This is a genomic window from Kineococcus deserti (genome assembly GCF_050871945.1).
In the GTDB taxonomy this organism is placed as follows: Bacteria; Actinomycetota; Actinomycetes; order Actinomycetales; family Kineococcaceae; genus Kineococcus.
Map to the genome: position 1 here is coordinate 1 of NZ_JBJLSI010000020.1, position 20,161 is coordinate 20,161.

20 protein-coding genes are annotated in these 20,161 nt (G+C 74.6%); 9 read left to right on the forward strand and 11 right to left on the reverse strand.

The window, feature by feature from the left end:
* Positions 1-60 precede the first annotated feature (60 nt).
* The 3 genes from ACRYR2_RS15345 to ACRYR2_RS15355 all read right to left on the reverse strand — a co-directional run bounded on the left by ACRYR2_RS15345 (position 61) and on the right by ACRYR2_RS15355 (position 2,380).
* Positions 61-666: a DUF2332 family protein gene (locus ACRYR2_RS15345; RefSeq protein WP_432563754.1), complete on the reverse strand. Its 606-nt coding sequence runs from the start codon at positions 664-666 to the stop codon at positions 61-63.
* Between the two features lie 51 nt (positions 667-717).
* Positions 718-1,287 (reverse strand): maleylpyruvate isomerase family mycothiol-dependent enzyme, encoded by a 570-nt coding sequence (locus tag ACRYR2_RS15350; RefSeq protein ID WP_432563836.1) that lies wholly within the window; start codon positions 1,285-1,287, stop codon positions 718-720.
* A 64-nt stretch (positions 1,288-1,351) separates the two neighbouring features.
* Positions 1,352-2,380 carry an aldo/keto reductase gene (locus ACRYR2_RS15355; RefSeq protein ID WP_432563755.1) on the reverse strand — a complete coding sequence of 343 codons (1,029 nt, stop codon included), beginning with the start codon at positions 2,378-2,380 and terminating at the stop codon, positions 1,352-1,354.
* Between the two features lie 88 nt (positions 2,381-2,468).
* Between ACRYR2_RS15355 and ACRYR2_RS15360 the strand changes: the two genes are divergently transcribed.
* Together ACRYR2_RS15360 and ACRYR2_RS15365 are read left to right on the forward strand one after the other, a co-directional pair.
* Positions 2,469-2,732: a hypothetical protein gene (locus ACRYR2_RS15360; protein WP_432563756.1), complete on the forward strand. Its 264-nt coding sequence runs from the start codon at positions 2,469-2,471 to the stop codon at positions 2,730-2,732.
* A 54-nt stretch (positions 2,733-2,786) separates the two neighbouring features.
* Positions 2,787-3,674: a DUF418 domain-containing protein gene (locus ACRYR2_RS15365; RefSeq protein WP_432563757.1), complete on the forward strand. Its 888-nt coding sequence runs from the start codon at positions 2,787-2,789 to the stop codon at positions 3,672-3,674.
* Positions 3,675-3,681: 7 nt separating this feature from the next.
* Here the strand turns inward: ACRYR2_RS15365 and ACRYR2_RS15370 are convergent, their stop codons facing one another.
* Both ACRYR2_RS15370 and ACRYR2_RS15375 read right to left on the reverse strand, forming a co-directional pair.
* A complete protein-coding gene (locus ACRYR2_RS15370; protein WP_432563758.1) occupies positions 3,682-4,740 on the reverse strand; it encodes a winged helix DNA-binding domain-containing protein in 1,059 nt (352 codons plus the stop codon).
* Between the two features lie 28 nt (positions 4,741-4,768).
* On the reverse strand, positions 4,769-5,524 hold the full coding sequence (locus ACRYR2_RS15375) for a sulfite exporter TauE/SafE family protein (protein ID WP_432563759.1): 756 nt from the start codon (positions 5,522-5,524) through the stop codon (positions 4,769-4,771).
* 104 nt (positions 5,525-5,628) lie between these two features.
* Here ACRYR2_RS15375 and ACRYR2_RS15380 point away from each other — a divergent pair, with 104 nt between their 5' ends.
* From ACRYR2_RS15380 to ACRYR2_RS15390, 3 genes are all read left to right on the forward strand, one after another.
* Positions 5,629-6,948, forward strand: a complete 1,320-nt coding sequence (locus ACRYR2_RS15380; RefSeq protein WP_432563837.1) for a DNA polymerase IV — start codon at positions 5,629-5,631, stop codon at positions 6,946-6,948.
* Positions 6,945-7,814 (forward strand): AlkA N-terminal domain-containing protein, encoded by an 870-nt coding sequence (locus tag ACRYR2_RS15385; RefSeq protein WP_432563760.1) that lies wholly within the window; start codon positions 6,945-6,947, stop codon positions 7,812-7,814. The genes ACRYR2_RS15380 and ACRYR2_RS15385 overlap by 4 nt, the downstream gene beginning before the upstream one ends.
* 305 nt (positions 7,815-8,119) lie before the next feature.
* Positions 8,120-8,854, forward strand: coding sequence for an SDR family oxidoreductase (locus ACRYR2_RS15390; protein WP_432563761.1), 735 nt, complete (start codon positions 8,120-8,122; stop codon positions 8,852-8,854).
* Between the two features lie 17 nt (positions 8,855-8,871).
* On the opposite strand, the gene ACRYR2_RS15395 is transcribed toward ACRYR2_RS15390, so the two are convergent.
* Positions 8,872-9,783 carry a LysR family transcriptional regulator gene (locus tag ACRYR2_RS15395; protein ID WP_432563762.1) on the reverse strand — a complete coding sequence of 304 codons (912 nt, stop codon included), beginning with the start codon at positions 9,781-9,783 and terminating at the stop codon, positions 8,872-8,874.
* 73 nt (positions 9,784-9,856) lie between these two features.
* Here ACRYR2_RS15395 and ACRYR2_RS15400 point away from each other — a divergent pair, with 73 nt between their 5' ends.
* Positions 9,857-11,098 carry an MFS transporter gene (locus ACRYR2_RS15400; RefSeq protein WP_432563763.1) on the forward strand — a complete coding sequence of 414 codons (1,242 nt, stop codon included), beginning with the start codon at positions 9,857-9,859 and terminating at the stop codon, positions 11,096-11,098.
* Positions 11,095-11,940, forward strand: a complete 846-nt coding sequence (locus tag ACRYR2_RS15405) for an NAD-dependent protein deacetylase (RefSeq protein ID WP_432563764.1) — start codon at positions 11,095-11,097, stop codon at positions 11,938-11,940. Before ACRYR2_RS15400 ends, ACRYR2_RS15405 begins: the two co-directional genes overlap by 4 nt.
* Here ACRYR2_RS15405 and ACRYR2_RS15410 read toward each other — a convergent pair.
* Both ACRYR2_RS15410 and ACRYR2_RS15415 read right to left on the reverse strand, forming a co-directional pair.
* Entirely contained in the window at positions 11,912-13,153 is a 1,242-nt protein-coding gene (locus ACRYR2_RS15410) for an APC family permease (protein ID WP_432563765.1), read from the reverse strand. The two genes, ACRYR2_RS15405 and ACRYR2_RS15410, sit on opposite strands and share 29 nt — an antisense overlap.
* A 55-nt stretch (positions 13,154-13,208) precedes the next feature.
* The gene (locus ACRYR2_RS15415; RefSeq protein WP_432563766.1) at positions 13,209-13,802 is read right to left on the reverse strand and encodes a TetR/AcrR family transcriptional regulator; all 594 of its coding nucleotides are present in this window, start codon (positions 13,800-13,802) and stop codon (positions 13,209-13,211) included.
* A gap of 38 nt (positions 13,803-13,840) precedes the next feature.
* Here ACRYR2_RS15415 and ACRYR2_RS15420 point away from each other — a divergent pair, with 38 nt between their 5' ends.
* A complete protein-coding gene (locus tag ACRYR2_RS15420) occupies positions 13,841-14,302 on the forward strand; it encodes a GNAT family N-acetyltransferase (protein ID WP_432563767.1) in 462 nt (153 codons plus the stop codon).
* A gap of 58 nt (positions 14,303-14,360) precedes the next feature.
* Positions 14,361-15,479, forward strand: a complete 1,119-nt coding sequence (rlmC, locus tag ACRYR2_RS15425) for a 23S rRNA (uracil(747)-C(5))-methyltransferase RlmC (RefSeq protein WP_432563768.1) — start codon at positions 14,361-14,363, stop codon at positions 15,477-15,479.
* Positions 15,480-15,588: 109 nt separating this feature from the next.
* On the opposite strand, the gene ACRYR2_RS15430 is transcribed toward rlmC, so the two are convergent.
* The 3 genes from ACRYR2_RS15430 to ACRYR2_RS15440 form a co-directional block, all read right to left on the reverse strand.
* Positions 15,589-16,224, reverse strand: coding sequence for an acyl-CoA-like ligand-binding transcription factor (locus ACRYR2_RS15430; RefSeq protein WP_432563769.1), 636 nt, complete (start codon positions 16,222-16,224; stop codon positions 15,589-15,591).
* A 315-nt stretch (positions 16,225-16,539) separates the two neighbouring features.
* Positions 16,540-18,072, reverse strand: a complete 1,533-nt coding sequence (locus ACRYR2_RS15435; RefSeq protein WP_432563770.1) for a chemotaxis protein CheW — start codon at positions 18,070-18,072, stop codon at positions 16,540-16,542.
* Complete coding sequence (locus tag ACRYR2_RS15440; RefSeq protein ID WP_432563771.1) at positions 18,069-20,132, reverse strand: PAS domain S-box protein; 2,064 nt, start codon at positions 20,130-20,132, stop codon at positions 18,069-18,071. Before ACRYR2_RS15440 ends, ACRYR2_RS15435 begins: the two co-directional genes overlap by 4 nt.
* Positions 20,133-20,161: the final 29 nt, after the last annotated feature.

Here is a 20,161-nt window from a genome sequence, read left to right on the forward strand (position 1 = left end):
AAGTGCTTGATCACGGCGGGACGGGTGGGAGGGACCTGCCGTGATCAAGCACTTCGGTGATCAAGCACGGCCCTCGGAGGCGCTCGCCAGCCAGGACAGCGCCCGGCCCCGGGACCAGCACCGGCCCAGCGCCTCGGCGTGCAGGGTCCCGTGCCGGAACAGCGCCAGGCCGGTGGTGCTGTGGCCGGAGGCGTGGCGGTCGCCGAACGTCGGGACCGCGGGAGCCACGCCGACGCCCTCCACGGACACCCACGCCACCGTGCGGTGCGTGGCCGCGGCGTCGAGGAGCTGCAGGAACCGCAGGCGGTCCTCGCGCGTGAACCGCGCCAGGGTCCAGGTGGTCGTGACGACCGGCAGGGCGCCCGCGGGAACCTGGGCGAGCGCGTCGGTCAGCGTTCCGGTGACCTCGACGCGAGCGACCACCTCCGGCACCTCGCGCGCCGGAACGGGAACCCGTCCCACGAGCCGCGCCGACACCTGCACGGCGGCCGCCGGATCACCCAGGACACGGCCGTCGCTGTAGGTGATGCCCACGCGGTCGACCTGCAGGTTCGGGCCGCCCGGGGGCCCGACGTCGACCAGTCCCACCGTGGTCGCACCCGTCCGGTGCGCCGCCTCGGCGATCGCCGGGTACAGGACCGCGCAACGCTGCGCACCGTCGTCCACGCGCGAACCCTAGAGCCCCGGGACCGACCCCGTCCGGGTGGGCGCCGGGTCTCAGGCCGAGGCGATCCGCTCTCGCAGGACCGGCGCCCCGTCGCCGCGCAGGAACTCCAGGGCCGCGGTGCGGCCGGTGCAGGCCAGCAGCAGCGCGTCGGCGTCGCCGCTCACCGTCGGGCCCGTGCCGTGGGACCAGTCGAGGTCGTCCGCCACGAACCGCAAACCGTCCAGTGCGCCCTTCGGCACGAAGCCCGCAGGTGCGCCCACGAGGAACGTCAGCGCCGTCCGCGCCCGGTGGTGCGGCACCTCGCGGCGCAGTCCCAGCGGCCGGCGCACGTCGAGCCCGTGGACGAGGACGTCGACGAGCGGTGCCTCCGGTCCCGAACCCGGCGGCGTGAACCGGGCGTCGGCCCCGCGGTGCAGCACGTCGACGAGTTCGGCGAACGGGCGCCGCGCCAGCCGGCGGGTCACCCGATCGTTCGCCCGGTCGAAGTTCCCGCCCGCCACCAGGACGGCCAGGGCGAACCTCGGCAGGCTCACCTCGAGCGGGGCGACGAGGTGCGCGACGACGTCGTGCACGGTCCACGCCGAGCACAGGCTCCGCGTCGCCTGCTGTTCCCGGGTCAGCCGGCGAGTTGACCGGCCAGCGCGCGCCGTTCGTCGGCGATCTCGGTGAACAGGTCCCCGCCGGTCACAGGGTTGCGCCGGAGGCGGCGGCGAACTCCTCGACCGCTGTCAGCTCGGAGTCGGTCAGTGCGGGAACCCGGGCCGCGGCGACGTTCGCCTCGAGCTGCGCCACGCTGCTGGCACCGGCCAGCGCGGTGGTGACGCGCTCGTCGCGCAGCACCCACGCCACCGCCAGTTGCGCCAGCGTGCAGCCGTGCGCCGTCGCGATCCCGTGCAGCCCGCGCGCCCGGCGCACGACGTCCTCGGTGATGTCCTCGCGGTGCAGGAACCGGCTGCGGGTGGCCCGGGAACCCTCCGGCACCCCGTCGAGGTAGCGGTCGGTGAGCCGGCCCTGGGCCAGCGGTGAGAACACCGCCACACCCGCACCCACCTCGGCCGCGGCCTCGATCACCCCCGCCTCGGGACGGCGGTCGAACAGGGAGTACGCAGGCTGGACGAGGGTGAGCGCGACGTCCTGTTCGCCGAGCAGCTGCGCGATCCGCCGGACGGACTCCGGGTCGTAGTTCGACACCCCGACGTACAGGGCCTTGCCCGACGTCACGGCCCGCACGAGCGCCCCGGCGGTCTCCTCCAGCGGCGTGTCCGGGTCGCGTCGGTGGTGGTAGAACACGTCGACGTACTCCAGACCGGTCCGGCGCAGCGACGCGTCCAGGCTGGCGATGAGGTACTTGCGGGACCCGCCGTCGCCGTACGGGCCGGGCCACATGTCGTACCCGGCCTTGGTGGAGACGAGGAGTTCGTCGCGGTGACCGGCCAGGTCGCGGGCCAGGACGTCGCCGAACGTGCGTTCGGCCTCGCCGTAGGGCGGACCGTAGTTGTTGGCCAGGTCGATGTGCGTGACGCCGAGGTCGAACGCCCGGCGCAGCAGGTCCCTGGCCGTCGCGGCGGGGCGGTCGGCGCCGAAGTTCTGCCACAACCCCAGCGAGACCGGCGGCAGCAGCAACCCGCTGCGTCCCGCGCGGCGGAACGGGGCGTCGACGTAGCGGTCGGGGGCCGGGCGCCAGCTGCGGTCTTCGTCGTCCACGGTGATCACGGGGTGAACCTACCGGGGCCGGGATCCGGGATCGACCGTCCGCCGTGCGGGGGATCCCCCCGCCGCCGGACCGGCCTACCGTCCCGGCATGAGCGCACCTCCCGCGGGTCCGGGGCTCGACCGCGCCACCCCGTCGTCCCGTCGCGCGCCCGCCCCCGACCTCGCACGCGGAACGCTGCTGCTGCTGATCTGCCTGGCCAACGTCCACCTGTACCTGTACCGGGACCCGCTGGGCCTGCGCGGGTACCCCACCGCGCAGCGGATGAGCGAGGCCGACCGGGTCGTCGCCGCGCTCCAGACCCTGCTCGTGGACGGCCGGGCCTTCCCGATGTTCGGGATGCTCGTCGGGTAGGGGATCGTCCAGCTCTCCCGCAGCCGGCTGGAACGGGGCCGGAAACCCGCCGAGGTGGTCCGCCTGGTGCGTCGGCGCGGCGCGGTGCTGATCGGGATCGGTGCCCTGCACGGGATCCTGCTGTTCGCCGGCGACGTCGTCGCGGTCTACGGGTTGCTGGTCGTGCTCTTCGCGGTGCCGTTGGTCGCCACCGGGCCACGGCCGCTGTGGTGGATCGCCGGTGGTGGGTTGCTCGGCGTGCTCGTGGCCGGCGCGACCGAACTGCTCGTCGTGACCGGTGGCGTGACGGTGTGGGACTTCGTGCTGTCCCCGACGTACCCGCTGGCGACGTGGCAGCGGCTGATCGACTGGACCCTCGTGGGTTTCGCCGCCCAGACGGTCAGGGTCTGCGCCTCCGTGGCGATCGGGGCGCTGGCCGCCCGGCACCGGCTGCTGGAGGACGTCGGGGACCACGCCCGGCTGCTGCGCCGGGCCGCGGTGGGCGGGTTGCTCGTCGCGGTCGTCGGTGGGTCGCCGCTGGCCCTGGCGACGGTCGGCGGGTGGGAACCGGGCACGGGTGCGGTCGCGGTGATCGGCGCGCTGCACGCCCTCACCGGGTACGCCGGGGGAGCCGGGTACGCGGCGCTGGCCGCCGTGGTGGTCCTGGCGCTGCGCGACCCGCAGCAGCCGCCCCGCGCCGGTCCGCTGGCCCTCGGGCAGCGGTCGCTGACGGCGTACCTGCTGCACTCGGTGGTGTTCGTCCTGCTGTTCACGCGGTTGCACGCCGGTCTGGGCGACGACGTCGGGGTCGCGCAGGCCTCCGCGATCGCCGTCGCGACGTGGCTGGTGCTGCTGGCCGGGGCGGTGGCGATGGACCGGGCGGGAGTGCGGGGGCCGGCCGAGGTGGCGTTGCGGTGGCTGACGTACGGGCGGCGGCCCGGCGCGCGTCCGGTGCCGGGATGAGCAGGGGCTACCCCAGCCACCCCGACGGCAACCGGCGCTCGCGCCGCGCCAGCGCCGCCTCCTGTGCCGTGGAGAAACCCGTGAACGCTTCCGTCGTGATGCCCGCACCCTTCCTCGTCCACGTCCCCACGACCCGACCACCCACCACGACGGTCCCGCGGAACACGCCGTTCCCGCCGGGCGCGACGCGGTCGGCGTGCTCGGCCGGCAGGACGTGGCGGCGGTCCCCGTAGCCCAGCAGGAACTCGTCGAAACCGGGCAGCACGTGCAGCGCCCGGGCGGCGCGGCGGTGCGCGGCCACCAGGTCGGGCAGACCGGGGTCGAGGAGGTGCTCGACCCCGTCGACGAGCACCGCCTCGAACTCGTCGCGCACCGCCGCGAAACCCCGCCGGGCACCGCCCAGGGTCAGTCCCGCCCAGGTCGCGAAGTCGGCGGGCGTGGCCGGGCCGTGGCCGCGCAGGTAGCGGCGGGCCCACTCGGCCAGCGGGTCCGCCGGCGCGCGGCGCTCGCGGATCCAGTCCGCGACCAGGACGAAGAGCTGTTCGCGCCCGGCGAGCGGTCCCAGGCACAGCACCCCGGTGAGGGCCAGGTGGACGACGAGGTCGTACCCGCGCTGGCCCCCGGTGGCCTGACCGCCGTCCTGGAACGCGGCCAGGAGTTCGGCACGTGTGGCCCGTCCGGACCGGGTGAGGAACTCCTCGGCGATCTCGCGGGCCGCGACGAGGTCGGACTCGGTGGTGCCCCGCTGCCGGCGGATCCGCGCGGTCGCGGCGGCGACCCGGCCCGCGCACAGCCCCAGCACCCAGGGCAGGTCCGCCGCCGGCAGCAGGTGCAGGGTTCCCCGCATCGGCCAGGACCGGACGACCCGGCCGGCGTCGAGGGCGGCGGCCAGCCCGGTCGTGGTCCCGGCGGGGGTCCTCAGCGCCACGGCCGTCGCGGCCGCGCGCAGGTCCTGGGCCTGGACGGCGGCCAGGTGCTCGACGACGGCGGCGGCGTCGTCGAGCGCGGGGACGACGCGCTGGGCGACCAGACGCCAGGTCCCCACCTCGCGGGCGGCGAGTTCCACGGCGGACACGCTGCCCGCCGTGCGGGGATCAGCGCAACAGGTTCACGCTCGCGACGACCTGCGTCCCCAGCACCCAGCCCTCGAACTTCTTCTGGTCCATGCGCCTGGCCAGCCACCACCCGATGAGGGCACCCACCACGACGGCCGGGGCCAGCCGCAGGTCCAGCCACAGCGAGTCGAGGCTGATCAACCCCAGGGCGATGCTGAACGGAACCTTGAACACGTTGACGATGAAGAAGAACCACGCCCCGGTGCCCAGGAACGCCATGACACCCAGCCCCATGGTGAACAGGTAGATCGACATCGGCGCGCCGCCGGCGTTGGCGACCATCGTGGTGAACCCGGCGAGCAGGCCGAAACCGAGGGCCGTCACCTGGCGCTTCGCCGACGACATCGGCACCACGGTCTCCTGCTTGCGCAACCGGTGCTGCCGCCACAGGTGGATGGCGACGAGCAGGATCAGCAGGACCCCGATGGAGCGGCGCATGACGGTGTCGTCGACGACCCGCACGAACCCCGCGCCGGCGACGACGCCGACCGCGACGCTGGGGAACAACCGCACCAGCAACCCCCAGTCGGCGTGCCGGCGGTAGATCGAGATCGCGAACAGGTCGCCGAGGATGAGCAGCGGCAGGATGATCCCGGTCGACTCCTTGGCCGGCAGCACGGCCGCGAAGATCGCCACGGCGATGGTGCCGGCGCCGCCGATGGAGGTCTTGGAGAACCCGATGACGAGGGCCGCCAGGTACAGGGGGATCAACTGCGTCGTCGTCAGGTCCAGCACCGTCGGAGCGTACTGTCGGAGGTCCGGGGGACACTCGGGGGGTGAGTGAGCAGACACCCGCGGTGGTCCGGTCGGGACGCCCCGACCCCACGCGCCCCGGTGTCATGCACCTCGACCTCGACGCCTTCTTCGCCGCCGTCGAGCAGCGCGACAAGCCCTCCCTGCGGGGCAAGCCCGTCGTCGTCGGCGGCACCGGCGGCCGCGGGGTCGTGTCCACGGCGAGCTACGAGGCGCGGGTGTTCGGCGTCGGCTCGGCCATGCCGACCGCGCGCGCCCGCCGGTTGTGCCCCAACGCGGCCTACCTGGGCGGCCGCTTCGAGGCCTACCGGGTCGTCTCGCACCAGGTCATGGACCTCGCGCACGAGTTGTCCCCGCTGGTCGAACCGCTGTCGATGGACGAGGCCTTCGTCGACCTCGGCGCCGTCCACGACGGGCTCGACGTCGAGGCGGTCACCGAGATCGCGACGAGGTTCCGCGCCGACGTCCGGACCCGGACGGGCCTGACGGTGTCGGTGGGGATCGCCGCCAGCAAGCTCGTCGCCAAGATCGCCTCGGACCTGCGCAAACCCGACGCGCTCGTCGTCGTCCCGCCCTCCGAGCAGGAGGCGCTGCTGGCGCCGATGAGCGTGCGCAAGATCCCCGGCGTCGGCGCCGTGACGGGTGACCGGCTCGTGCGCAGCGGGCTGAGGACCATCGGCGACCTCGCCGCCGCCGACGAGGGTGAACTGGTCCGGATGCTGGGCCGTGCCCACGGCAGCGCGCTGCTGGCCTTCGCCCGCGGGATCGACCCGCGGCCGGTGGTGCCCGAGCGGGAGGCCAAGTCGGTCTCGGCCGAGGAGACGTTCGCGGTCGACCTCACCGACCGGCGCGACCTGGCGGAGCGGTTGCGCCGCATGGCCGACCGGGTCGCCACCCGGCTCACCGGCGCGGGCCTGTCCGGGCGGACGGTGACGATCAAGGTGCGCCGCTACGACTTCAGCACGCTCAACCGGTCCCGCACGGTGCCGCACGCGACGAGCACCGCGCGGGAGATCGCCCAGCACGCCGCCGAACTGCTCGACACGATCGACGTCGCCGACGGCGTCCGGTTGCTCGGGGTGGGGGTCTCGGGGCTGAGCGAGTACAGCCAGGCCGACCTGCTGGCCGAACTCGAACCCGACGAACCCGTGGTGGAGGACGAGGAGGTCGTCGAAACGCAGTCGCCGCAGCCGTACGGGCCGCCGGCCGCGCTCGGGTGGCGGCCGGGGCAGGACGTCGCGCACACCGAGTTCGGCCCGGGCTGGGTGCAGGGATCGGGCGCGGGCCGCGTCACGGTCCGCTTCGAGGGGCCGCACACCCCGGTCGGCCGGATCCGCACCTTCCGCGACGACGACCCCGACCTGGCCCCCGCCGACCCGCCCGTCTACGTGCCGGAGCAGGCGTGAGGCAGCCCTCCGTCCTCGTCGCCGTCCCGGGAGGCGGGCTGCCCGCGGACCCGTTGCGCCGCTTCCTGCTCGCGCACGCCCTGCCCGGCGCGGAGGTCCACCTCGACGGCGTCCACCAGCGGGTGTTCTGGACCGCCGCCGGGGCCGTCGAGGCCTCCGTCGACGTCGGGACGGGCGAGCGCTGCGAGCAGGTCGTCGTGCGCGCGCCGGCCGGCGGCCTGGAGGAGGTCGCCGCGGTGGTCCGCCGCTGGCTCGACCTCGACGGCGACCACGTCAGCGCCGAGGCGCACCTGGCGGCCGACCCGCTGCTGGCCCCGCTGGTCGCGCGGCGGCCCGGGTTGCGGGTGCCGCGCGCGGTGCGCGGGGCCGAGACGGCGGTCCTGACCGTCCTGGGCCAGCAGGTCTCGCTCGCCGCGGCCCGCACCTTCGGCGGACGTCTCGTCGCGGCGTACGGAACACCGCTGGACGCCCTGGTCGCCTTCCCCGGACCGCAGGTCCTGGCCGCGGCCGGCCCCGACGCGATCCGGGCCGTGACGGGGGTGACCGGGGCGCGGGCCCGCACGGTGCACGCGCTGGCCGCGGCCCTGGCCGACGGGCTCGACCTCGACGGCGCCGCGACGGATCCCGGACTGGCCGGGAAGGCCCACGCCGAACTCCTGGCGCTGCCCGGCATCGGCCCGTGGACCGCGGACTACGTGGCGTTGCGGGTGTTCGGCGACTCCGACGCCTTCCTGCCCTCCGACCTCGTCCTGCGCCGCGCGCTGGGTGGCGTCACCGCGCGGGAGGCGGCCGCCCGGGCGCAGGCGTGGCGCCCGTGGCGCGGGTACGCGCTGCTGCACCTGTGGACCCACGAGGTGTTCGGCTGAGGGCTCGGGTGGGCCGGTGGTCCTCGCCGGCGGCGCGACCCGGTCGCTCAGGGGCGCGCCGGCCCGTGTCGGCGCGCGGTGACCTCGCGCTCGATGACCGCGCACGCGGTGACATCGCGCTCGAACCCCGGCGGGCGCGCAGTGGGCGCGCGGTGACCTCGCGCCCGATGACCGCGCACGCGGTGACGGCGCGCTCGAACCCCGGCGGGCGCGCAGTGGGCGCGCGGTGACCTCGCGCCCGATGACCGCGCACGCGGTGACAGCGCGCTCGAACCCCGCCGCCGGCCGCGCACTACGGTGCGTCCGTGGACGGAACCGTGGTGGTCACTGGTGGTAGCCGAGGCATCGGGGCGGCGGTGGTCCACGCGCTCGCGGCCCGCGGTGTGCGCACCTGCTTCAGCTACAACACCCACCGGGAGGCCGCCGACGTCGTCGCCGCGACGGCGGCCGACCTGGGCACCGAGACGATCGCCGTGCAGGCCGACGTCTCCGTGGAAGCGGACGTCAGGCGCCTGTTCAGCGCGGCGGAGCGTCTGGGGCCGATCACCGGGCTGGTCAACAACGCCGGCGTCACCGCTGCGCAGTCGAAGGTCGTGGACCTGGAGGTCGCGCGGATCCGCCGCCTCCTGGACGTCAACGTCGTGGGGGCGTTCCTCTGCGCGCGCGAGGCCGTGAAGCGGATGACCGGCAGCGGCGGCGGGACCATCGTCAACGTGTCCTCGCGGGCCGCGGTGCTCGGCAGCGCGGGGGAGTACGTCGACTACGCGGCCTCCAAGGCCGCCGTCGACGCCCTGACCGTGGGGCTGGCCCAGGAGGTCGCCGCCGACGGCATCCGCGTCGCCGGGGTCCGGCCGGGACTGATCCGCACCGACATCCACGCCAGCTCCGGGGAACCCGGGCGGGTCGAGCGCCTGCAGAAGCAGGTTCCCCTCGGGCGTGGCGGCGAGGCGAGCGAGGTCGCCGAGGCCGTCGTGTGGTTGCTGTCCGACGCCGCCAGCTACGTCACGGGGACGACGCTGGACGTCTCCGGTGGCCGGTAGCCCGGGAGGACACCGGCTCAGGGCAGCAGCAGGTGCGGGCTGGCCAGGACGAGGTCGCGGAAGGCGGCGGTGACGCGGGGCAGCGGTTCGTCGCGCCACACCAGTCCCAGGGTGCGCGCCGAGACCGGCCCGGCCAGTGGACGTTCCACCAGTCCCGCGAACCCCTCCGACGTTCCCGGCCGCGCCACCGGGACCAGCGCCACCCCCAGCCCGGCGGCCACCAGGCCCCGGATGGTGTGCGCGTCCTGCCCCTCGAAGGCGACCCGCGGCACGATCCCGGCGCCCGCGAACAGCGCGTCGGCGGTCTCCCGCAACCCGTAGCCGGGTTCGAACAGCACGAACTCCTCACCGGCCACGGCGCCCAGGTCCAGCGGCCCGTCCCCGGCCAGCGGGTGGTCGCCGGGCAGCGCCACCACCAGGGGCTGCTCGACCAGTTCGGCGTGGGCCAGACCCGGCCGCCGCGGGACCGGGGAGGTGAGCAGGAGGTCCACCTCGCCCCTCGTCAGCTGCTCCAGCACCGCCCCGGCCGCGCCCTGGTGCAGCTGGAAGCGCACGCCCGGGTGGTCCTGGCGGAAGGCGCGGACCAGCGCCGGGACGGCGACCTCGCCCAGGGTGTGCAGGAAACCCAGCGCGACCCGGCCGGTGTCGACCGCGTCGTCCTCGCGCACCGCGCGGATCCCCCGCTCCAGCTCGGCCAGCGACCGGGTGGCCGTCTCGCACAGCGCGCGACCCGCGGCCGTCAGCCGCACCCCGCGGCCGTCGGGGACGAGCACGGGCACCCCGACGGCCTGCTGGACGCGGGCCAGCGCCCGGCTCACGGTCGGCTGCTGCAGGCCGAGGGCCTCGGCGGCGCGGGTGACGTGCTGGTGCTCGCCGACCGCCGCGAGCACCTGCAGCGGCCCGGCGAGCACCCGGATCGGATCGTCCACCCGTGAAGTGTGCATGAGTTCGGCCCGCCTGATGCATTGGACGCATCGGTCCGGGATTCCTACCGTCGATCGGGTGAGCACCCAGGAGCAGACGGCGACCACGCCCTGGCTGGGGCACGAACGCGGCAGCGCCGGGTACCGGCGCACCGCGGTCGCCCTCTTCGCCGCCGGCGTCGCCACCTTCGCCCAGCTCTACTCCGTGCAGGCCGTCCTGCCGGGCCTGGCCGCCGGCCTGCACCTGGACGCCTCCGACGCCGCCCTCGGGGTGTCGGTGGCCACCGGGGCGCTCGCGGTCTCGGTCGTCGGCTGGAGCGCGGTGGCCGACCGGCTCGGCCGGGTCCCGGCGATGGTGGTCTCGGTGGTCCTGGCCACCGCCCTGGGGTTCGCCGTCCCCCTGGCCGGATCGCTCGGGCCGCTGCTGGTGCTGCGGGCCCTGCAGGGCGCGGCCCTGGGCGGGCTGCCGGCGGTCGCGATGGCCTTCCTGGCCGAGGAGGTCCACGCCCGGCACGTCGCGCTGGCCGCCGGCGCCTACGTCTCGGGCAACTCCGTGGGCGGGCTGACCGGCCGGATCGTGTCCTCGACGGTCGCCGACGTCCTCGGCTGGCGCTGGGGGGTGGCGGCCGTCGCCGTCGTCGGGCTGGTCGCGACCGTCCTCTTCTGCGCCGTCGTCCCGCGCGCCCGGGGTTTCGTCCGCCACCGGGCGAGCGGCTCCGGTCCCGGGCTGCTCGCCCGCGTCCGCGAAGCGCTGTCGCAGCCGCGTCTGCTGGTGCTCTACGCCCAGGCCCTGCTGCTCATGGGCGCGTTCGTCACGATCTACAACTACCTCGGGTTCCGGTTGCTGGCCGCGCCGTTCTCGCTGTCGCAGACCGTCGTCGGCCTGCTGTTCGTGGTGTACCTGGCCGGGACGGCGAGTTCGTCGCTGGCGGGCCGGCTGGCCGTGCACGGCCGGCTGCGGGTCCTGCTCGGGTCGGCCGCCGTGTTCGCCCTCGGGTGCCTGCTGACGCTCTCCTCCTCGGTGCTGGTCGTGGTGGGCGGCCTGGTGCTGCTGACGGCCGGGTTCTTCGCCGCGCACGCCGTGGCCAGCGGCTGGGTGGGGGCGAGCGCGGCCCCGCGGATCCGCGCGCAGGCCTCGGCGCTGTACACCTTCGCCTACTACGCCGGTTCCAGCGTCGTCGGCTGGCTGGGCGGGTTCGCGTTCGGCGACGGCGGCTGGGGGGTCGTCGTGGCGGTCGTGGTGGCGCTGGTCGCCGGCGCGGCGGCGCTGGCGGCCCTCGGACTGCGCGGCCGGACGCCGACCGGCACAGTGGTGGCGTGACCGACCCGCTGGGCGACCTGACCGACCTGATCTCCGGCGGCGGGGTCGTCGTCCTCGAGGGGGCCGGGATGTCCACCGGTTCGGGCATCCCCGACTACCGCGGGCCGAACGGCTCCCTGCAGCGGCACACCCCGATGACCTACCAGGAGTTCACCGGGTCGGCGGAGAACCGGCGCCGGTACTGGGGTCGCAGCCACGTCGGCTGGGAGCACTTCCGGCGGGCCCGGCCCAACGAGGCTCACCGCGCCGTCGCCGCCCTCGAGCAGGCCGGCCTGGTGACCGGGACGATCACCCAGAACGTCGACGGCCTGGACCTGGCGGCCGGTACCCGCGAGGTCGTCGAACTGCACGGCAACCTCGACCGGGTGGTCTGCCTGAACTGCGGGGAACTCACCGACCGGGCCGAACTCGCCGTCCGGCTGACCGAGGCCAACCCCGACTTCCACGCCCGCGTCGAGGAACTGCACGCCCTCAACCCCGACGGCGACGCCGACCTGACCGACGCCCAGCTGGAGGGTTTCCGCACCGTGCCCTGCCGGCGCTGCGGGCAGGACGCGCTGAAGGCCGACGTCGTGTTCTTCGGCGAGACCGTGCCGAAGGACCGGGTCGCGCGGTCCTTCGAACTCCTCGACGCCGGCCGGAGCCTGCTGGTGCTCGGCTCCTCCCTGGCGGTCATGTCGGGCTACCGGTTCGTCCTGCACGCCGCGAAGCACGGGAAACCGGTTGCCATCGTCACGGCCGGGCCCACCCGCGGCGACGCCAAGGCGCAGGTTCGCCTCGACGCCCCGCTGCAGCAGGTGCTGCCGGAACTGCTCAGCCGGCTGCGCGTCCGCGCCGCGTGAGCAGGCGCCGGAACACCACCCCGACGCCCAGGACGATCAGGCCCTGCACGACCACCCCGGCCGGCAGGGTCAGCGCCAGCGTCGCGCAGCCGAGCAGACCGAGCACCTGCAGCGCCCGCGGGTACCGTCGTTCGGCGACCGGCTGGCGCAGCGCGGACAGGTTCGCCACGAAGTAGTAGACGAGCACGCAGAACGAGGAGAACCCGATCGCGTCGCGCAGGTCGGTCGTCAGCACCAGCAACCCGACGACGACACCGACCAGGACCTCGGCCCGGTGCGGCACCGCGAACCGGGGGTGCACGGCGTCCAGGCCGCGGGGCAGGTCACCCGTGCGGGCCATCGCCAGCACCGTGCGGCCGACCCCGGCGACCAGGGCCAGCAGGGCGCCGGTCGCGGCTGCGGTCGCGCCGATCACCACCAGCGGCGAGAGCGGCCAGCCCGCAGCCTGCACCACGTCGGACAGCGGTGCGTGCGAGGCGGCCGTGGCCGGGGCGCCGAGGGCGTGCAGCACGGCCCACCCGACCGCGGCGTAGACGACGACCGTCACCGCCAGCGCCAGGACGACGGCGCGCGGGATCGTCCGGGCCGGGTCGCGGACCTCCTCGCCCAGGGTGGCGATCCGCGCGTACCCGGCGAAGGCGAAGAACAGCAGTCCCGCGCTGGACAGCACCCCGCTCACCTCCACGGGCGAACCGGTCGTGGCGACGGGCCCCGTCGAGAACCCCGCGGCCACCACCAGCGCCAGGACGGGCAGCACGACCGCCAGCAGCACCCGCGTGAGACCTGCCGTGCGCGTGACGCCCCGGTAGTTCACCGCCACCAGCAGGACCACCACGGCCAGCGCCACCGGACGCTGCCAGGCGGCGGGCACCGTGTACGCCGCGACGGTCAGCGCCATCGCCGCGCAGCTGGCCGTCTTGCCGACGACGAAACCCCAGCCGGCCACGAAACCCCACCACGGCCCCAGCCGTTCGCGGCCGTGGACGTAGGCGCCCCCGGCCTCGGGACGGGCCGCGGCCAGCTGCGCCGAGGCCGTCGCGTTGCAGAAGGCGACGACGGCCGCGACGAGCAGGCCGGCCAGCAGACCGGACCCGGCGGCGGCCGCGGCGGGAGCGAACGCCGAGAACACTCCCGCGCCGAGCATCGATCCCACCCCGATGACGGTGGCGTCGAAGGTGCCCAGCCGTCGGGACAGCCGTGTGGGAGCGCTCACGTGAGGCCTCTCGTCCGAACCGTGGTGTCGTCTGGACGCTACCGTCCGCGCTGGTTCACGCGCGCTCGCCCACCAGGCCGGCCAGTGCGCGGTCCAGGGCCAGGCGCTGCCGGTGCGGGGAGTAGGTCACCGGGTCGGCGGCCGCCAGCGTGTTGAGCCCCTCGACCAGGGCGACCAGGCTCACGGCGTGGTGGGTGCGCTCGGCGCGGGACAGGTCGGGCCGGCCCTGGCCGATGAGCGTCTCGACCCGCTGCACGAAGGCGCGGTTGTGCTGCACGTGCAGGTCCCGCAGTTCCTCGTCGGAGGCGGCCGCGGCGAGGAACCCGGTCCAGACCCGGGCCTCCTCCCGCTTCTCCTCCGACAGCGGCAGGGCCTGCAGGGCGACGGCGCGCACGGCGTCGAGGGGATCCGCCGCGGCCTGCCCGGCGGCGTCGGCCCGCTCGCGGGTGCGGCTGTGCAGCAGTTCGCGCGCGTGCCGCAGCAGGGCGCGCTTGTCGGCGAACGTGTGCAGGACCAGCCCCGTGGTGCAGCCGGCGCGTTCGGCCACCGCGCGCAGCGTCAGTCCGCTCAACCCGTCGCGGGCCAGCACGTCCCACACCGCGGCGGACAGCCGTTCGCGCTGACCGTCGACGTCCCGTCGTCTGGGCACCTCGTCCCCTTTCCGTAGTGACTGTTACGGTAACGGATGTGACGAAACGATTCACCGTGTCCCGCGCGGCGTGGGAGGCCCAGGACGGCGTCCGCCTGCGCGCGGCCCAGCGCGCCGAGCTCGACGCCCGGTACGGCAACGACGACCACGAACCCGGGACCGCACCGACCGCCGTCGACGTCCCCGTGTTCCTCCTCGCCCGGGACCCCGGCGGCAGCGCGGTGGCCTGCGGGGGGCTGCGCCCGCTGGGGGCGGGGACGGCGGAGGTCAAGCGCATGTACGTCGAGCCGGCCTTCCGCGGCAGCGGGGTCGCCACCCTGGTCCTGCGGGCGCTGGAGGAGGAGGCTCGCGGCCTCGGGGTCACGCGGATGCTGCTGGAGACCGGGACGCTGCAACCGGAGGCGCTGCGGTTCTATCGGCGCGAGGGGTACGAGGTGATCGAGAACTTCGGGCCCTACGCGGGGGAGGAGCTGTCGATCTGCCTGGCGCGCGACCTCTGAGGGGCGGCGCCACGACCGGGCCTGCGGGACCCGGGACCTCTGAGACACTGGAGGGGCCATGCAGTGCTCCTACTACGACGCCCACCAGTGCCGCTCGTGCACGCTCATCCAGGTCCCCTACGCCGACCAGGTGCGCGACAAGGAGGAGCGCTGCGCCGAGCTCCTCGGCGACCACCCCGGGCTGCAGTGGCTGCCCAGCGTCCGCAGCCCGGAGTCGGGGTACCGGAACAAGGCGAAGATGGTCGTCGGCGGCACCGTGCGCCACCCCACCTTCGGGATCCTCGACGCCGCCGGTCGCGGGGTGGACCTGCGCGAGTGCGGCGTGTGCTCGCCCGGCATCACCGACGTCCTGCCGCTGCTGGCCCGGTTCACCGCCCGCGCCGGGCTCGTCCCGTACGACGTCCCGCGCCGTCGGGGGGAACTGAAGTACGTCCTGGTGACCGAGTCGCCCTCCGGCGAACTCATGGTGCGCTTCGTGCTGCGCTCCGAGCGCAGCATCCCGGCGCTGCGCGAGCACCTGCCCGGGCTGCTCGCGACGGCGCCGCGCATCGTCGTCGTCACCGCGAACCTGCTGCCCGAGCACAAGGCCGTCGTCGAGGGGGACGTCGAGGTTCCGCTCACCGAGCGGACGACGCTGACCATGCCGCTGGGTGGCGTCAGCCTGGACCTGCGTCCGCAGAGCTTCTTCCAGACGAACTCGGCCGTCGCCGGGGAGTTGTACGCCCAGGTCGCGCGCTGGGTCGACGAGATCGACCCGGCCAGCGTGTGGGACCTGTACTGCGGCGTCGGTGGTTTCGCCCTGCACTGCGCCGCGCCCGGGCGCCGCGTCGTCGGCATCGAGGTCAGCGCCGAGGCGGTCGAGAGCGCCCGCTCGGCGGCCGGTGACCTGCCCGGGGTCGAGTTCGCCGCCGGGGACGCCACCCGCTTCGCGCTGGAGTCCGACGAGGTTCCGGAGCTGGTCGTCGTGAACCCGCCGCGGCGCGGGACCGGGCCCGAACTGGCCGGCTGGCTGGAGGAGTCCGGAGTTCGGCACGTGGTGTACTCCAGCTGCAACCCCGTCACGCTGGCCAGGGACCTGGCGGCCATGCCGTCGCTGCGGCCGGTGCGCGCCCGGGTGCTCGACATGTTCCCGCAGACACCGCACGTCGAGGTCGCGACGCTGCTGGAGCGGACCTAGCGGTCGCGTCGCGCGCGACGGTGCCCCACGCGGCGGTGCCGCCGCGGTCGGCCGGCGAGGGACGCACCACGTCCCTCGCCGCCGTGCGGGCCGCGTCGTGGGACGCGGCTCAGGTGGCCGGTTCGTCCAGCCACGCCTGCAGGACCCGGCTCATCGGCTGCAGTTCGCGGTCGAGGTCGGGCAACAGGGCTTCGTCCGGCTTCTCCACGGTCAGCCAGCTGCGCAGCACCGCCACGTAGGCGGCGTGCACGGCACCGGCGATGGCCTGGGGCGCGATGGCCCTGGGGTCCAGACCGTGCCGGCGGGCCACGAACGAGGCGACGTTCTCGGCCCACCTGGCCCACTGCTCGGATTCGCCCGAACGGAGTTCGTGCGAGGCGTCCAGAACCCTGAAACGTTGCATCCACAACCCCTGGTCGTCGATGACCCGTTCCACCGCACCGACGACCGCGGCGCGCACGAGGTCGAGCGTCTTGCCCTCGGCCTCGACCGACTCCTCCAGGAGGGAGGCGAAACCCGCGGTGTACTCGTCGAAGCGCCACCAGATGATGGAGCCCTTGGAGGGGAAGTACCGGAAGAAGCTGGTCTTGCTGACACCTGCGCCTGCGGTGATCTCCGCCAGGGTGGTCTCCTCGAAGCCCTTGCGCAGGAACAACTCGAGAGCGACCGATTCGATCTCCTCGCGGGAGGAGGCCGGGGGACGGCCGCGACGGGGGGCAGGAGTATCCGCTGACTGCTCACTCACGTGTGACAGCGTGCCACAAACGTGACCCTCCGGAGAGGGGCGCGTACCCCTCTGTGTCGGGTTTCCGCGCGAGCCTGACACGTCGACGACCCCGCGACCGCACCGGCAACGCCTCCGTCGCGGAGTTCCACGAGGACCGCCGGCAGGACGAGCCGCGCCCGACGCCGGTCCGCGGTGGTGGATCGTCGACACCTCCTGCGTCAACGGGTACCGCCCGCCGGAGTTCGCGCCGGAACTGTCGGTGCTGAACCGATTCGGGCAGCCTCGTGAGGTTGCGCGGAGGAGCCGGGGCTGGGCTCGGGCGCCCCGGCCACGTCACGGGCGCGACGTACCCGTGGACGCGGGGTCCGCGGACCGCCGGGCAGGCGCCCGGCCGGAACGGAGGCCGGGACCGACGACCCCGGCGGCGACCTCGAACAGGTCGACGCACGGCAGCAACGACGCCGGTGAGCCGTCGGCCGGGCCCACCCGCACCAGCGGCGAGCGTTCCTCGGCGGCGGCCTCGTCCAGGTCCTCGCGCCACACCGGACGTTCGATGCCCACCAGGCCCTCGACGACCAGACCCACCCGCCGGGGCGCGTCGTCGGGCGTCCGGGCCGGCGCCCGGACCAGCAGGACGACACCGGCCCGCGGATCCGCCAGCCGGCCCCGGCCCAGCTGCTCGGCCAGGTCGACCAGCGGGACCACGTCGTGCTCGGTGACGAGCGCCCCCAGCGCCGAGGTGCCGCCGACCCACGGCACCGGATCGGCGGGGAACGGCACGACGCCGTCCACCTGTTCCAGCGGGGACGTCAGGGTGCCCCGGGCACGGAACAGCACGACCGGGGCGTGGGTGGTTCCCGCACCGGCCCCAGAACCCCGCTCGCCCCTCGCGCCGGCCGAGGTGTTCAGCGCGGTGAGCGCGCTCAGCTCCGGGTCGGCCAGCAACGCCGCGACGTCGAGGACGAACGCCGGACCGTGCGGCAGCCGCACGACCGCGCGCACCGCGGCACGCGCCCGGCCCGTCGCCGGCGGCGGCGCCGAGTGGGCCTTCGCCGGGGCCCGGACGATGTCGAGCGCCTCGTCGAAGACCAGCGCCAGCAGACCCCGTTCGGAGCGCACCAGCAGCGCCTGCCACGACCGCGCGGCGTCCACCGGCGCCAGCCCGAGCCAGGTCAGCGGATCGACGACGGGCAACCGCACGTCACCGTGGTCGGTGACGCCCAGGCACAGGTCCGAGCTCAGCTGCGACGGCTGCGGGACCAGCGAGGGCAGCGTCGTGTGCACGTCCGCGACGTCGACGGCCAGCAGCACCGACGACCCCGCGGCGCCCGTGCAGCGCACGACGAGGTAGGCCGCGTCGTCCACCGAACCCGCCGCGTCCGCGTCCGCGGCGAAGGCGTTGCCGCCCACGTCGTCGGCGGCCATGGCCAGCACCCCGGGGAACCCCAGCACGGCGGCCGGGTCGAGCAGGCTGCCGACCTCCCCGGTGCCCGGGCGCACGAACGCCGCCGTGAACAGCCGGCCGGAGGCCGCGACCGGCTGCAGCGCGGCGTCGTCGAGGTCGACGACGTCGTGGACGCCGTCGACCAGCAGCCCCAGCGCGCGGCCCTCGTGCACGAGCACGACGACCCCCATGGCCTCGCGGGACCGCGGGGTCCCGCTCAGCGCCCCCAGGTCCAGGACGGGCAGCACCGAGTTCCGCAGCAGCAGCGCCCCCACCAGGCCCGGTGCCGTCGTGGGCAGGGCGTCGAGGTGGTCCGGCAGCGGGACGACCTCGCGCAGCACGTCGACCGGAAGCGCCACCAGCGCGTCCTCCACGCGCAGCAGCCCGACCCTCGTCGAGCGCGCACCGACCGACGAGGTCACGAGTCCCCGCTGGTCCGCGCGGCCAGGTCGGCGATGAGGCCGCGCACGACGGCGGAGGTGTCCTGCTGCAGGCGGGTGGCGCCGGCGATCGTCGAGATCGACTCCGACGTCTGCGCGACGCTGCCGACGATGCTCTCGAAGGCGACCTGCGCCGACCGGGAGACCTCGGCCCCCTCGGCGACGCGTGCCTCGGACTCGGCGATCAGCTCGGCGATCTGCCCGGCCGCCGTGGAGGACCGCTCGGCCAGCTTGCGGACCTCACCGGCCACCACGGAGAACCCGACGCCGTGCTCACCGGCGCGGGCGGCCTCGATCGAGGCGTTGAAGGCCAGCAGGTTCGTCTGCGCGGCGATCTCACCGATGACGCGGACGATCTCGGCGATCGACCCCGACGACCGGCGGATGAGCTCGATCGCGGCCATCGAGCTCTTGAGCGCCTCGAAACCCTGCTGCGCGTTGGTGTGCGTCTGCGCCGCCAGGTCCGAGGCGTGCACGGCGTTGGAGGCGATCTCGTCGATCGAGTGCGACAGCTCGCTGACGGTCTCGTTCATCTCCCCGCTCTTGGCGGTGATGAGCTGCTCCAGCTGCGCCTGCGCGGTGACGTCGTAGGCGTACTTGATCACCTTGAACGGGTTGCCGCGCAGGTCGAAGATCGGGTTGTACGTCGCCTGGATCCACACGTCGCGGTCGAACTTGCCCACCCGGTGGAACCGGCCGGCGATGAAGTCGCCCTTGCGCAGCCGCAACCAGAAGTCGCGGTACTCCGCCGAGATCCGGTACTCGGGGGAGCAGAACAGGCTGTGGTGCTGCCCCTGCAGCTCCTTGAGCGAGTACCCCACGGTGCGCAGGAAGTTCTCGTTCGCCGTGAGGATGTTGCCCTCGAGGTCGAACTCGATGACGGCCTGCCCGCGGTCGACGGCCTGGACGCGGCTGGCGTACTCGGCGTTCTCGACGGTGCTGCGGGTGACGTCGACGGCGTACTTGACGACCTTCAGCGGCCGGCCCTCGGGGTCCAGGATCGGGTTGTAGGTGGCCTGGATGAAGACGTCGCGGCCGTCCTTGGTGATGCGCCGGTAGGTGCCCTCGTCGAAGCTGCCCTTGCCGAGCTTCTCCCAGAACCGCTGGTACTCGCTGGACGCGGCGTCCTGCGGGTCGACGAAGATGCGGTGGTGCTGGCCCTGCACCTCCGGCAGCGTGTACCCCAGCAGGCCGAGGAAGTTCTCGTTGGCGGTCAGGACGTTGCCCTCGAGGTCGAACTCGATGACGGCCTGCGACCGGTCGATGGCCGAGACCCGACCCTCCATCTCGACGGCGCGGCGGGCCGTCCCGGTGACGTCGTAGGCGTACTTGATGACCTTGACGACCTTGCCGTCGGCGCCGAACACCGGGTTGTAGGTGGCGCGGATGCGCACCTCCTGGCCGGTCGCGCCGTAGCGGGTGAACTCCCCGGCCTCGGTGCTGCCCGTGCGCAGCCGCCGCCAGAAGGCGACGTACTCGGTGCTCGCGGCGTAGCCGGGGTCGCAGAACATGCGGTGGTGCTGCCCCACGACGTCGTCGGCGGTGTACCCGAGCAGCTCGAGGAAGTTGTCGTTGGCGCGCAGCACGAGGCCGTCGGGGCAGAACTCCACGACCGCCTGGGCGCGCTCGATGGCCCGGGACTTGCTGCGCAGGTCGTACACCTCGGCACGGATCTCGCTGATGTCGGCGGCCAGCACGAGGGTGGCGTCCGTGCCCTCGATGCGGCGCGAGGAGCAGCGGACCCACCGCTCGCCCGTGGCCAGGGTCACCAGGAGGTCCAGCGGCTGGGTGCGGTCGCCCAGCAGTTCGCGGACGTCGCCGTCGCGAGGAGCCGAGGCGAGGTCGAACAGGGTGCGACCGGCCAGGCCGTCCACCGTGGTGCCGAACACCTCGGCGACGCGCGGGTCGGCGTGCAGGACGGCGCCCGTGGCGGCGTCGACCACGAGGACGGCCTCGCGCTCGCCGACGAGTGAGGTCAGCGTCTGCTGCAGAGCCGTCGCCCCGAGGTCCACGGCGCGGACGGTGGTGGGTCGAGCGGTCATGGGAGGCCCTTCCGGGGTCGGGTCGACGG